10 protein-coding genes are annotated in these 14,847 nt (G+C 38.1%); all 10 read right to left on the bottom strand.

Annotation, left to right across the window (positions count from 1 at the left end):
* Positions 1-39: 39 nt before the first annotated feature.
* A complete protein-coding gene (locus tag Q0M21_RS04865; protein WP_295335241.1) occupies positions 40-801 on the bottom strand; it encodes a glycoside hydrolase family 16 protein in 762 nt (253 codons plus the stop codon).
* Between the two features lie 10 nt (positions 802-811).
* Positions 812-3,034, bottom strand: coding sequence for a beta-glucosidase BglX (gene bglX / locus Q0M21_RS04870; RefSeq protein ID WP_295335243.1), 2,223 nt, complete (start codon positions 3,032-3,034; stop codon positions 812-814).
* Positions 3,035-3,044: 10 nt separating this feature from the next.
* Positions 3,045-4,790, bottom strand: a complete 1,746-nt coding sequence (locus tag Q0M21_RS04875; RefSeq protein WP_295335244.1) for a cellulase family glycosylhydrolase — start codon at positions 4,788-4,790, stop codon at positions 3,045-3,047.
* Positions 4,791-4,810: 20 nt separating this feature from the next.
* Entirely contained in the window at positions 4,811-6,268 is a 1,458-nt protein-coding gene (locus Q0M21_RS04880; RefSeq protein WP_295335245.1) for a glycoside hydrolase family 30 protein, read from the bottom strand.
* Between the two features lie 22 nt (positions 6,269-6,290).
* Positions 6,291-7,736 carry a glycoside hydrolase family 30 beta sandwich domain-containing protein gene (locus tag Q0M21_RS04885; protein WP_367273708.1) on the bottom strand — a complete coding sequence of 482 codons (1,446 nt, stop codon included), beginning with the start codon at positions 7,734-7,736 and terminating at the stop codon, positions 6,291-6,293.
* Positions 7,737-7,874: 138 nt separating this feature from the next.
* Positions 7,875-8,894 (bottom strand): glycoside hydrolase family 16 protein, encoded by a 1,020-nt coding sequence (locus tag Q0M21_RS04890; RefSeq protein WP_295335247.1) that lies wholly within the window; start codon positions 8,892-8,894, stop codon positions 7,875-7,877.
* A 133-nt stretch (positions 8,895-9,027) separates the two neighbouring features.
* Entirely contained in the window at positions 9,028-9,999 is a 972-nt protein-coding gene (locus tag Q0M21_RS04895; RefSeq protein ID WP_295335249.1) for a hypothetical protein, read from the bottom strand.
* 6 nt (positions 10,000-10,005) lie between these two features.
* The gene (locus Q0M21_RS04900) at positions 10,006-11,118 is read right to left on the bottom strand and encodes a hypothetical protein (RefSeq protein ID WP_295335250.1); all 1,113 of its coding nucleotides are present in this window, start codon (positions 11,116-11,118) and stop codon (positions 10,006-10,008) included.
* An 11-nt stretch (positions 11,119-11,129) separates the two neighbouring features.
* Positions 11,130-12,650, bottom strand: a complete 1,521-nt coding sequence (locus Q0M21_RS04905; RefSeq protein ID WP_295335251.1) for a RagB/SusD family nutrient uptake outer membrane protein — start codon at positions 12,648-12,650, stop codon at positions 11,130-11,132.
* Positions 12,651-12,661: 11 nt separating this feature from the next.
* A partial coding sequence (locus Q0M21_RS04910) for a SusC/RagA family TonB-linked outer membrane protein (RefSeq protein ID WP_295335252.1) occupies positions 12,662-14,847 on the bottom strand: 2,186 nt, incomplete at its 5' end.

The following is a 14,847-nucleotide window of genomic DNA, read 5'->3' on the forward strand; positions in this document are numbered from 1 at the left end:
TGAAAAAAAGCTCGATTTCATGTTAAAAAAGTAAGTTGATTATTGATAAACTCTGATGTAATCTACTACAAATTCTTGCGGAAAAATACTGTTATCAACATCGTGGCCACCAAAATTTCCGCCTACAGCCACATTGATAATAAAATAAAACGGCTGATTGAAAGGCCAAGTGCTTTCATTTTTAATTTCGGGAGCGAAAGTATAAACCGATTGGTTGTCGACAAAAAACTCAATTTTGTCTTTAGTCCAGTCGATGGCATACATATGAAAACCTTCTTCAATGTTGTTTATTTTGGTTTTTTTGGTATTGATGGTATTGCCATGACTGTCTTGCGTATGTAAAGAAGTAAAAATTTCATGCGGTTCTCGACCTACATACTCCAGTATGTCAATCTCACCACATTTGGGCCAACCTACTTGTTTGATGTTGGAACCGAGCATCCAAAAGGCCGGCCAAATTCCTTTACCTGTAGGGATTTTAGCTCTTACTTCCATCCTGCCGTATTGGAATTCTTCCTTACCGGCAGTGGTGATTCGGGTTGAAGTATAGCCATCGCCTTGGTTGAGTACTTTGATGATCAAATTTCCGTTTTTGAGACTATGATTGTCTTTGGTGTAAATTTGTTTTTCGTTGTTTCCCCAACCGCAAATATTGGGACATCCATCACCTAGTTCGAAATTCCAAACACTTTCATTCAAAGCATCACCGTTGAACTCTTCTTGCCATACTAACTTTCGTTCGGCTTGTTGTGCCCAACATAAACCAAATGACATTAATCCGATAAACCATATCTTTTTCATAACAGCAATATTAAGGAATTAGTTCGAAGGTACTTGTTAGGTATATATCTGCCGAAGAAGAACCAATCATTAAATTAAATTCTCCCGGCTCCGATTTGAATTCCAATGCTTGGTTGTAGAACGACAGTTTTTCATTATCAATTATAAATTTTAATGTTTTGCTTTCTCCGGCTTCTAATTTCACCTTTTGGAAGTCTTTTAATTCCTTAACCGGACGAACTACCGATCCAAATTTATCTTGTAAGTACAACTGAACCACCTCTTCTCCGGCAAACTTACCGGTATTGGTTAAGGTCATTGTTACTTCAATAGTTTCAGAATCTTTTATTTTTTGCTTTGATAACTTTAAGTTATCGTAGGTAAAGGTTGTGTAACTCAACCCATAACCAAACGGAAATTTAGGAGAATTAGGCAAATCAATATAAGCCGATTTGTATACTTTATCTTCATTTATGGAAGGTCTTCCGGTACTGAAATGATTGTAATAAATTGGAATTTGACCTTCAGTTCTTGGAAACGACATAGGCAATTTTCCTGACGGATTGTAATCTCCGAAAAGCACATCAGCAATAGCATTTCCTGCTTCTGAACCTAACCACCAAGTGTAAACAATAGTTGGCATATTATCGGCTGTCCAATTAAAAATTAACGGTCTGCCTGCATTAATTAAAATTACTATGGGCTTTCCGGTTTTTTGTAATTCTTTGATTAAATCTTCCTGAACACCCGGTAACTGGAGGCTGCTGCGACTTTTAGCTTCTCCACTCATATTCCATCTTTCGCCTATACTAAGAATTACCACATCGGCCTGATTGGCTACATCAATGGCTTCTTGGAAACCGGCTTTACTCATATCTTCTACACCACAACCTCTGGCATAAAGCAGTTTGGTTTTCTTGCCTACTTTATTCTGTAAGCCTTCCCATTGCGAAACAATATAAGTTGAATCAATATCTTTTAAGTCGACTGCCCAAAATCCGTGATTGATGCGTTTGGGTTTAACCATCGGACCAATAAAAGCTATTGTTTTGGTGTCTTTGGAAAGCGGTAAAATTTGCTTTTCATTTTTGAGAAGTACGATGCTTTTGGCAGCAACATCACGAGCGATTTTAGTGTGTTCCGAATTATTCAAGGCCTTGTCTTGTCGTTCCTTACTGCAATATTTAAATGGATCATCAAACAATCCCAACTCAAATTTCTTGCGCAAAACTCTTTTTACGGCATCATCTACTACACTAATCGGAACTTTATTTTCAGCAACCAATTGGGCCAAGTTGAAACGGTAAGCGTTACTTTCCATATCCATATCACTTCCGGCTAAAATAGCTTTTTCGGCTGCTTCTTTACTGTCTTTGCAATAGCCGTGAGCAATCATTTCACCTATCGAACCCCAATCGGAAACGACAAAGCCCTGAAAGTTCCACTTGCCTTTTAAAATATCACGTTGGATATACGCATTGGCTGTAGCAGGAATACCGTTAATATCGTTAAAAGCATTCATAAAAGTAGCAACATTAGCATCAACAGCCGCTTTGAATGGCGGTAAATAAGTTTCCCACATCATCCTATCGCTTATATCCACCGAGTTGTAATCTCTACCGCCCGAAGCAGCTCCATAGGCTACAAAATGTTTAGCACAAGCCATTACCGCATCCAAATCGCCTAATTTATTGCCTTGAAAGCCTTTAACACGAGCATAAGCAATTTTAGAACCTAAATAAGTGTCTTCACCGGCACCTTCCATAACTCTTCCCCATCTTGGATCACGAGATACATCCACCATTGGGGCAAAAGTCCAATGAATTCCGGATGCTGCAGCTTCTACAGCAGCAATACGGGCAGAAAGTTCCATCGCTTTTAAATCCCAACTCGCTGCTTCTGCTAACGGTAAAGGAAAAGTGGTTTTATGACCGTGAATCACATCTAAACCAAATAACAAAGGAATCTTCAAACGCGATTGCATAGCTAATTCCTGGTATTGACGCGTATACTTCCAACCAATGACGTTAAGCATAGAACCTATTTTTCCTTCTTTGATTTCCTGTTGTTTATTAGGATTGATGGTTAACGGTCCTGTAACAGTGTTGTCACCGGTATATTGATTTAGCTGACCGATTTTTTCCTCTAAAGTCATTTTCTGTAATAACTCCTCTACTCTTTGGTCGATTGATTTTTTTTGGGTATAACCCATGAAACAGGTTATTAACAGCAAAGTGGTCAGTGATTTTTTCATATTTAAATTATTATTTCGGGACATTAAATTCAAGGTAGTTTAGGTGTAAACCTCCTTTTTCAAAGTGAATTCTAAGCTTGTTTTCGCCTTTGTTAAAAGTCAGTTTTTCTACAAAAGCCGTCTTCCAAGTTGATAATCCACCGGTTGATGGTAATGTTAGCGTTTTAGTAATAGCATTTCCATTTGAGTCTGCTAAGTAGATTTTACTGTCATTGTTTTCAGCTGCATATCTTACATTCACTTCAAAAGTTTTAGTTTCAGGAAGTGTGAAAGTGTATTGTAACCATTCGCCATCTTCAGTTGCAATTACAGCAAAACCATTGGTCTGATTATCATAGCATTTTTGAATATCTACACCGTCATTTCTCATTTGATTGCCGGTGTTCCAATCGGTTTCTTTTGCGCCGTTAGACACCCAATAATTGGCAACAACCTTATCAAAATAAGCAAAATTTAACGGTCCTAAATCGTATTCGGAAGCGAAAATTTTACCAGGCAGCATATGCTTTTTATAAGGTTTAGTATCGTTGGAATGTATTTGTCTGAACATGGCATCAATCACATCATACTTGACTGTTACATGTTCGATTTTGTAATTTTCGGCTATTTGCATCAGCGTGGCTTTGGCTGATTCGACTGACGGTTTGTTTTTACCGTCTTTCCAATACTGCAATAACTTTTCATAGTCTTCCGTAATTTTTACAGAAGCCACTCCGGCGATGTTGTCAATTTTTTTCATAGGCCAAAATGCCCAACCGATGTTGTTTGATTCAATTAAAGTAATTACATCTTTAAACCAAACATTGGAATTTTCTCCGGTTTCCCCTAACCAAATCGGAACGTCATATTCTTTCCTGTAATTAACGATTTCCTGAATGGTGGCCATGTCATTATAGCTCCAATATTTATGAAAACTCAAAGCGATGTTTTCATCCCAAAGCGGAAACATTCCTTTATAATTATTGCCCCAACAATTGCCCTCAATAAAGATTAAATGATTGGGATCGACTTCACGAATAGCTTTGGTAATGCTGATTTGTAAATTTCTTAACGGTTCGTTTTTAGTTTCATCACAACCGTTTTTGTTGGTTCCTGAAAAATTCCAATTGGGTTCGTTGATGATGTCGTAAGCACCAATCCAAGGATGGTTTTTATAACGTTCGGCAATTTTTCTCCAAAAAGCAACGGTCTTATTCTTATTGGCTTCACTCTCCCAAAGTGACGGTTTGGTTTCATCGTAATCAGAAATATTGGCATCTTTACCTTGTCCGCCCGGTGCCGCATGTAAATCGAGTATCAAATACATTTGGTTGGCAGCACACCATTCGAGCAAATCATCGGTCATTTTAAAACCTTCTTCCAGCCAAGTATACTGACCTTGAACCGGTTCTTTCTCAATGGGCAATGTGTAAAGATTGTAATGCATCGGAAGGCGAATCGAGTTAAAACCCCAAGCTGCTAACGAATCGACGTCTCTTTTGGTTAAACCATTATTCTTGTAAGCTCTATAAAATTCTTCTGTGTTTTGCTCTCCGATTAAATCACTAATTCTTTGTTTAATTTGATGTTGAGGTCCGGCAAAATCAGCTGTTTTCAACATATACCCTTCCTGAACCATTAATCCGCCAATTCCGAGACCACGTAACAAAACGTTGTTGCCTTTTCCGTCAACAATTTTTTGACCGTCTCTGTGCAAAAAACCTTGACTGAAAACAGTGGTAGACAGCAATAAAAGAAATAACAACTGTTTCTTCATGGTTAACAAAGAATTTTGGTTTAATAAACTAAAGTTTGGATAGCATTAGGCAAAATTGTCACCTCGGTCGCAGAAGTTCCGATACACAAGAAGTAATTGATTTTCATGTTACTTTCATTCATCACAACAGTTACCACTTTTCCGTCATTATTGATGAAAGAAGTTGTTAAGAGCTGGCTACGGCTGGCAGCACTACTTACTCTTTTGGCACCTTTCTCAATAAATTTTGAAAAATGTCCGATGAAATAATAACTAGGTGTGTAAATCAACTCTCCCGTATTGGTATCTCCGTGAATTGGTGCAAAACAGTAGTTCTTTACATGATTAGGACCGCCGTTTTGATCGAGTAAGATATTCCAATCCGTCCACGCCACCGTGCCGTTGTTGAAATCGTGTATCATTGATTTGCCGTACCGTTGCCCGTTTTTCCACAATTGGTATTTGTTGGCATCAAATTTCTCTACACAGCCTTCGGTGAACATTAAGTTTTTTGAAGGATACAATTCATTTACTTTACCAACATTATCAAACATTTGATCACCGCCACTCCAGCTTTCGTACCAATGAAATCCGATTCCCCAAACGTATTTACTGGCTTCCGGATCGTCTAAAATAGTTGTAGCTCTTTGAAGTAATAAGTCGCGATTATGATCCCAAACAGTAATTTTTTTGTTACCCATACCGGCTTTTTGTAGTGTTGGTCCGAGGTAATTTTTCAGAAAATCTCTTTCTTCTTCAGCTGTGAAAATACACGATTCCCATGTTTGCTTGGCCATAGGTTCATTTTGTACTGTCAATCCCCAAACCGGCAAACCTTCTTTTTCCAAAGCATTGATATACTTAACGTAATAATTGGCCCAAGCCTGACGGTATTCCGGCAACAGTTTTCCTCCTTGCAACATATTTTTGTTGTCTTTCATAAAAGCCGGTGGTGACCATGGACTAATATAGAAAGACGCTTTACTGCCTATCATCTCCATAGCTTTTTTAATCAATGGAATTTTGAATTGGCGGTCAGGTTGAATATCAAAAGTTTTCAGATCCTTATCACCTTCTTCGATGTAAGTATATGAAGCCGAACTGAAATCACAGCTGTTCATATTAGTTCGAACTAAAGTGTAGCCGATTCCGTTTTCTTTTGAAAAATAGGCCCTCAAAAATTCTTGTTGTTTCTCAGGAGATAGCTTAGCAAACACTTCCGCACTGGCATCGGTTACGGCTCCGCCTATTCCAAGAAAGGTCTGAAAAGTTTTATCAGGATTTACAAAAACACAAATTTGGGTTTCTAAAGGTTGCTGTAATTCTTTAAACGGAAGAAGATCCGCGGTTTTAGTCAATCGCAAATCTGAACTGTCTGCTGAGGTATAAACTGTAACTGTTTTATTTTTGGTTGAGAAAGGTAGTGCTTTTGATTTTGGCTTTTTTTGAGCAAATACAGTCACGGAAGCCAACAATACCACTATTATAATTTTTTTCATTTTCGACATTTTAAAATAATTTTTACCAGATGAATGTGCCTACAGCACCCGCTTCTAAGGAGACAGCTACCCATTTTCCGTTGTGCTTGATGTTAAATACACCTGGACTTGTGCCGTCATTTAAGACAATTAATACTTTTTTGCCTTCCGGAGTTTTGAAAGCCACATTGTATAAATTCCCGGATTGCGTTGAGGCAATTCTAACCGAACCGGCAGGAACAAATTTTGAGGCATGTGCGATAATGTAGTATCCTACATTTCTTTCATAGTTGAAGCTACCGTTAACGGTTATAGCGCCTTTACAAGTAGTACAACCACCGTTAGTATGCGGTCCGAATGAGGCATTGTTGGCCAAATTCCATTCAAGAGCTGTTTTACTCCAATTGCGCATAGAGCCAATAATTACATTCTTTAGATGCCATTTTAAATCACCATCAAAGCTTCCTGTCGACGCTGTATACTGCTCGGTGAAATATAAGTTTTTGGTTGGGTAAGCATTGTGAACGGTACTCATGGCAGAGATATCTCCCGCATACAAATGAAAAGCTGAGCCGTCAATGAAGGCGTTAGCCGCCGGATCAGACAGAACAGCCATTGGGTATTGCGGATTGTCACAATTGTGATCGTAAATTATAATTTTAGAAGTAATTCCGGCAGATTGAAATGCTGGACCTAAATGATTTTTGATAAAACTAGCTTGATCTGTGGCCAACATTAACAAACTTGGATTATTGCCGGGGTGTAAAGGCTCGTTTTGAGGTGTAATAGCGTCAATTCGGATTCCTTCAGCCTGCATGGCTTGAATATATTTTACAAAATATTGTGCATAAACACCATAATATTGCGGTTGCAAACTTCCTCCTACTGTACTGCCGTTGTCTTTCATCCATACTGGCGGTGACCATGGAGTTGCCAAGATTTTAATGTTCGGATTGATTTGCAAAATTTGTTTCAGAAGTTGGATTAAGGCATTATCCGGTGCTAAACTAAAGTTAGTCAGATTAACATCCGTTTGGCCTGTTGGTATGTCGTTGTAAGAATAAACACTACTACTTAAATCAGAAGCGCCGATACTAATTCTTAAATAACTAACAGTGATTGAGTTGACAGAAGAACCAAAAAGTTCCTGCAATAACTCTTGCTTTTTAGAAGCTGATAGTTGATTAATAACTTCAACACTTCCACCGGTTAAGGTATAGCCAAATCCGTCTATCGATTGAAAAGATTGGTTTTCGTTGACTTCAATATTAGGATAAACATTGGTATTCGTATTGAATGCCAATAGTGTATTTTGTTTTTCCAATTTAACGGTTCCGTCTCCTTTGGTTAACCAAAAGGCGATATCACTGTTAGTTGGAGTTGTAGGATTGGGATTAGGCTCGGCATCATCAGAAGACTGAGCGCAACCGGACAACACGCTTACAAGTAAGGAAAAAAATAGCGATTTTATTTGAGTAAGTTTCATCATTGGTAAAAAAGGGATAGCATTTTTTTGGTATAAAGATTCAATATCCATGTTATTTCATCTTAAGAAGCGCCCTGTAAAGCTTCTGTCAGGTGGAAGACAGAAGCTAAAAGGACAACTAATTTTAACTAAACAAAAATATTAATGATAAACATGAACGTAATCAACTTCAAATGTGGCAGAAGTGAAATTAGGGTCAACAGCCCCTCCGAAATTTCCTCCCATGGCACAATTGAAAATAAAAAAGAATGGTTTATTAAAAGGCAGACTATTGTTATTGTTGAAAGTGTAATACAACACGTTATCAACATAAAATTTAATAGAAGTTGCCGACCATTCACAAGAGTAAACGTGGAATTCAGTAGTGGCATTACTGATTAAAATACTGCCGCCATCTGCATTTCCTCCAAAATGTCCGGGATGGTGTAAAGTTCCATAAATTCTGTTGGGGTTATTTCCAACATGCTCCATGATATCAATTTCACCACATGCCGGCCAAGGATTGGTACTGATATCTGAACCTAACATCCACAGTGCCGGCCAAGTTCCGCCGCCTGCAGGCAATTTAGCTCTGATGTCTACCCTACCGTATTGGAATTGGTATTTGTTTTTGGTAACAATTCTAGCCGAAGTATAATTGCTTCCGCTATATTGTTCTTTAATTAATTTAATTTTCAAAACTCCGTCTTGAACAATCACATTTTCGGGTCTGTTCGTATAGTATTGTAATTCGTTGTTACCCCAGCCTCCGGCACCGATTTCATAACTCCATTTAGAGCTGTCCGGTGCTCCGTTAACATTAAACTCATCGGACCAAGCTAAAGTTGTAGTCACAAAAACAGTCAATGTTATACTTGTGGAAATAAATTCAGCTCCATTGTAAGCAGAAACATATATTGTATAAGTGTTAGTTCCTGATTGTGTAAAAGTATGACTGAACACACCTGTAGTGGAATTAATTACTGTACTACCGATTAAAATTTTATACGATGTGGCATTATCAGCAGACACTGTAAAGTTAACTACACCACTACCATCTCCGTTTGGAGTTGATGGCGTTACACCAACTATCACTTTATTAACAACAAGGTTAGAAGGTTTTGAATCAGTATCGTCTCCTCCATCACTACTGCTACAGCTTAGTAACAGAAAAACTGCCATTATTGAAAAAAGCTTTTGCCCTAAAACGGTACCGAACCACTTAAAATTATTTCCCAAAACAAATCCGATTTAATAGTTAGTTATAAACCGACAGGAAATGAAATTTAAATTCCTGTCGGTTATCTTTATGTTTTTAATTTGCCGGCACTAATTTTAAATACCAAGCATTACCCGTTTCGGTTCCTTGTGCTCTCAAATACATATAATCCGGTGTAATTACCATGATTTCATATTCTTTTTGAAGCGATCCGTAACCAATAAATGTTGTACTTCCAGACAATAAGATACTCGTTTGGGTAGATGGAGTTTCTAACGGAATTCCGGTACTTGACGGAATAAATGAGAAAGCAGTAGTTCCTCCAGCATATCCATAACATCCCTCATCTCCTGAACCCGGAATACCCGGAATAGAAGCCAAAGAACCTGTTTTAGTGAATGCTCCGTCAGGCGTAGCTGATTGAATAGTAAATGAATTGGAAGAAGCTACTTTGGTAAAAGTAAAAGTTGAAGTGTAGAAACAATTACAACAAGCTACTTTTTCATTGATAGCTGCAGACCACCATATTGGTGAAGTCGCCCCAATCCAAGGTCCAACACCAAAGTGTCCGGGAACGCTTTTATCAACTCTCCATGCTTTTGAAGCATCATTGGTCAAATAAGTAACAATTGAAGGATCAGGAGAGAAATTACTAACTACTTGAACTTCGGCAGTAGCAGTGGTTGAAGTACCACCTTTACCGTAAGCAACTACAGTAATTCTGTAGGTATGCAAACCAAGAGAAGTAAACTTTTTTTGAACTGTACCGGTTGGTAAACTATTTAGAATAGTTGTAGGAACACTGGTAAACTCAACTTCAGCATTTAAGTCGGCTACATCATTGTAACCGATTTTGAAAGATAAGGCATCATTAGCGCTTACTCTGATATTAACTTTTCCTGAACCGTCTCCATTAGGATTTTCAGTATTTTGACCTACTACTTCAGTCTCAATAACCAAATTAGTCGGTGTTGTTAAATCACCTAATGAATAATCATCATTCTGACAGCCTACTAATGAGGCTATCAAAAGAAAGCTTAGAGATAAATATTTAAAATTGTTTTTCATAGTATCTTAATTTGATTGTCTAATATTGTCGATATAAATAACCTCGCCCAATCCATCAGTAACGTCGTTGTAACGGAATACCAATTGTCGGAAAGATGTACCTGCAGGAATTCCGGAAGCTCCGAAATCAAAAACCAATTCTTCCCATTGGTTTGCTACAGTTGAAGCCACTTTCAATACTTGGTTAGGAATACCGCTGTCTGCTTGTTCTAATTCCACATTCAACATTTTCCCTACTTCAGTTGAGTAAACCAATACTTTAATTTTACTTCCGTTATCAATATTGATAGGAGTTCCGTTTGGTGTTGACAAAGGTGTCCAAGTACCACTCCAAAACGGAACGCCGGTTGGTTTTGTATATCTCCAAACATTGGCGCTGGTATTTAGACCACCGGGGAATGGATTAGCCACTACAGCTACATTAACACCACCGAAAGTACCTCCGATGCCATAATTTTGAATCGGACTTTCATAGGTTATTGGCAATGAAAAAGGAGCATAAACCGTGATTGGATAAGTTACGGTTGTTGTTGCAGCACCTCCGCTCAATGCTGTTACAGTTAAAGTATAAACTCCCGGAGCATAATTGTGAGGAGCCACCGTAAAAGTTTCACCTAAAGATCCCGTCATAACAGTTGGCACTTCATTAGGCCCACCATCACCCCAAGTAACCGTCATACCATTAGCATAATTTGCCGTAGCTGTTATGGTTAACTCAGTTCCGGCAAAAGTCTGAACAACATCAACATCCGTAGGAGCAACATAAGTTACTTGTAATGGATAAGTGTTAGTAGTTGCATTCCCGGCCAAGTCGTGAGAAACTATAGTCACATTATAATTCCCTTCCGGATAGCTGTGGGTAGTGCTTTCTCCGGGATATAGTGTAATTTCTCCTTCGTCTCCATGACCTAAAGTAACTATCGATTTAGAAACTCCATCGCCTATGGGTGTGATTCTTACAAGTCCTGAGTTATCAGTACTTATATCAAATATTCTTTCAAAATTTCCGGAAGTAGCAGAGTTTAACGATGATAAATCTGAATCAATTCCGTCGGGCGAACTACAACCTGTAATTGCCAACATTGAAAGAACTGCAAAACTTAAAATTATTTTTTTCATATAGATCTTTATTAGTAATTAGGGTTTTGAACCAATTGAGTTCCGTCTAACTCTCTGAAAGGAATTGGCAATATTTCGTGCTTACCGGCCACAAAACCTCTTGGTCCCAATACTGTTGGCGCATCGCCCCAACGCACTAAGTCGAACCATCTGTGACCTTCTCCGGCCAATTCACGTCTTCTTTCATTTTTGATTGCTGTCATTGACACAGGAACCGATGGCAATCCTACTCTGGCTCTCACAGCATCCAACAATGCTTGGGCTCTGGCTCCAGATCCGCCCAAAGCTTCTGCTTCCATAAGATAAGTGTCGGCTAAACGAATTGCGTAAGTATTTTGTTTGTAATTCAAAACGGCATCACCGGGTCCGGAATACACATCACTTTGTCTTGGTAAAAACTTGTTCAGGAAATAGCCGGTATCTTGATAACCACCAATGTAAGCATGACTATTTGGATTTTGAGATTGAGCAAAATCTTCATAAGGATGGATATCGAAAACCGTAGCTTCAAATCGAGGATCGCCTTGCATAAAGTCGATGAAATCTTGAGTAAACACATTAAAACTCCAGCCTGATGGTAAATCAGGTGCCGCTGCATTTACTTTAACATAATTTCTTGGTCCTACCATAACATTTACAGTATTTCCTTCATCGGCATTGCCTCCCCAAATTCCCCAATAAGAACCTTGAGATGAATGGGTTACTTCTAAAATAGATTCAGAATTATGACGATTTGAAACATTCCACAAATCGGCAAAATTATCTTCCAAACTGTATCCGTATTGACTAATTCCACCCGGAGTACCATTAACTTCGGCAAATTGAGCGGCCGCTAACGTATTTTTACCTTGGTATAGGTAAACTTTTCCTAAAATAGCTCTGGCTGAACCTTGAGACAATCTTCCTCCTTCGTTTGAAGGATTCAAAGTCATTGGCAAAGCATTAATTGACTCCGTGATGTCTAATTCAATTTGTTCATAAACATCTGCCGGATCTGCTTGAGTAACCGAATAGAATTCTGAACCCGATAAAGGTTGTAGAATTAAAGGCACATTTTTGAACATTCTAACCAAGTTAAAATAGTAGTATGCTCTTAAAACTCGGGCTTCAGCAGCATATCGGGCTTTAGTCGTTTCATTCATAGGAACACTAGGCAATTTGCTTAGCAATACATTTGCTCTGTAAATTCCTCTGTAGTAATCGCTGAAGAAACTATCCGGAACAGTATTAACATTGATGGTGTAATTCGAGAAAGATTGAATTCCAGCTCCGTCAGAAGCGCCACCACCTCCGGCATAATGATCATCAGAGCCGGCATTGAACATGGTAATCATGTTTTCAAAACCGCCTGAATTTTTTCTCATCAAATCGTACACGGAAGCCAATCCTGCAAAAGCTTCTGCCTCGTTACGATAATAATTACTTTCAACTGTTAATCCTTCCGGTTCAACATCCAAAAAGTCTGAGCTACATGAAGGTAACATCATAGATGACAATGCTGTTACTGCAATAATTTTTATGTATTTTTTCATATCAATATTTTTTAGAATTGTAAGTTAGCTCCAAATAAAATAGAACGCGCTTGAGGGTAATATCCTCTGTCTAATCCCATAACATCTCCACCAATTTCAGGATCGTAACCGGTGTATTTTGTTAAAGTAAATAAGTTTTCTGCTGTTACATAAAGACGGGCTTTTTGGAAACCAACTTTATTAACGATAGCTGTTGGTAAAGTGTATCCTAATTGAACTACTTTAAATCTTAAATAGTCACCATCTTCTAAGTAGAAGTTTGACATGTTGGTAAAGTTACCGTTGGTATCATTAGTAGTTAATCGTGGATAAGTGTTTGAAGATCCTTCTCCTGTCCAACGACTTAAAACCTCGGTTTGATAGTTAGCATTGGCCACATCTAAACGACGTAAACCTTGGAAAATTTTATTTCCTCCTGCACCTTGAGCAAAAATCATTAAATCAAAGTTTTTGTAATCAAGATTAACGGTGAAACCAAAAGTGAATTTTGGCAGTGGGCTTCCTAAGAACGTTTTATCTTCGTCAGTAATGGTACCGTCGCCGTTAGTATCTTTCCATCTGAAATCACCAGGTACAGCATTAGGCTGAATCAAACCGCCACTAGCATTTGTGTAAGCATTGATTTCTTCTTGATTTTGGAAAATACCGGCCGTTTGGTAGCCGTAGAATTCATTATAACCGTGACCAACTTGAGTTCTGGTAATACCCGGCATTGATTGGAAACCGGCTCCTGAGAAGTGTGTGATATTATTTCCTAAGTAAGTAACCTCATTTTTGATAGTTGCAAAGTTAGCATTTGCGGAAATATTAAAATCGTTGATTCTTTTTTTGTACCCTAATTCGAACTCAATACCTGAGTTGTTCATATCAGCTATATTAGCAAAAGGTGGTGCTTCCGCTCCAACATAACCCGGAATTGGGTTTTCTCTCAAAAGACCGGTGGTTTTCTTTTTGAACCATTCCATAGTTAAATTGAAATCATTGAACAAACGGGCATCAAATCCGATATTGGTTTGAATAGTTTCCTCCCATTTTAAGTCGGGATTAGCAATACGACCCGGACTTGATCCAGGAACTAAAACTCCGTCACTTCCGAAAGTATAGTTACGCTCACCACGAATCAAAGCTAGATAAGCAAAGTCCTCAAATGAATCATTCCCGGTTACCCCGTAACCTGCTTTTAATTTAAAAGAGTTCACTATATTGTTTTCTTTCCAGAAATTTTCTTTAGACGGCACCCAACCGGCAGAGAATGAAGGGAATACTCCGTATTTATTATTCTCTCCAAATCGAGATGAACCGTCACGTCTTAACAATCCTGTAAATAAATATTTTTCTTTGAAATCGTATGTTACACGAGTAAAAAGAGAGGTGGTTGTTTTTGCCGGAACGTTGTAGGCATAACCTCTTTTATTTTCTAAAATTACAGTATCATCATTAAAAGAGGCATCTTGATAATTGTTAGTTGAAAGGCCAAAATGAGTGGCACTAGTCACCGTAAAGAATTGGTTGTCTTTATAAGCTCCCTGACCTAATAATACACTAAAGCTGTGATCATTAATAGTTTTATCGTAACTGATGGTGTTTTCGAATGTCCAGCTTAAAGCTTTGTTTTCAATTCTTGAAATGTTGTTTTGCGTTACGTTATTAACAGTAGAACTCAAATAATAAAGCGGTGTAAAACCTTCTCCACCCCAGAAAGATAATTTTCCTCCCAAAGTTGATTTGATTTTTAAACCTTTCATAGGCTTGAATTCAGCAAAAACATTTCCGATGAAATCATCAGACCAATTGTACTGTCCTCTTCTTGTTTTTGAATAGGCAATCGGATTTGTCATTTCCTGACCTACAACAGGGGAAATACCGTAAGGATTTCCGTTGCCATCTCTAATAATATAAGGATTAGTATACAAAGGTCCATTAGCCAATACAGGATCTGTTTCAACTATTGGAGTAATTGGATCTAAGTTAATGGCAGAACTTAACGGACCGCCATATTCACTGTTTGTATTACCGATTCCAACTGATTTTTGGTGAGTATAACCGATTGTTTGTCCCACTGTAAACCAATCTCTGATTTTGTGGTTTGAATTCAATCTAAAATTCTTTTTAACGTAGTTTGAAATTTCAGGTAATACAATACCATCTTGATTTTGCATACCGAACGACATAAAGAAATTTGATACATCTCCTCCAC

Origin of the sequence: Flavobacterium sp. (assembly GCF_024710485.1) — a bacterium.
In the GTDB taxonomy this organism is placed as follows: Bacteria; Bacteroidota; Bacteroidia; order Flavobacteriales; family Flavobacteriaceae; genus Flavobacterium.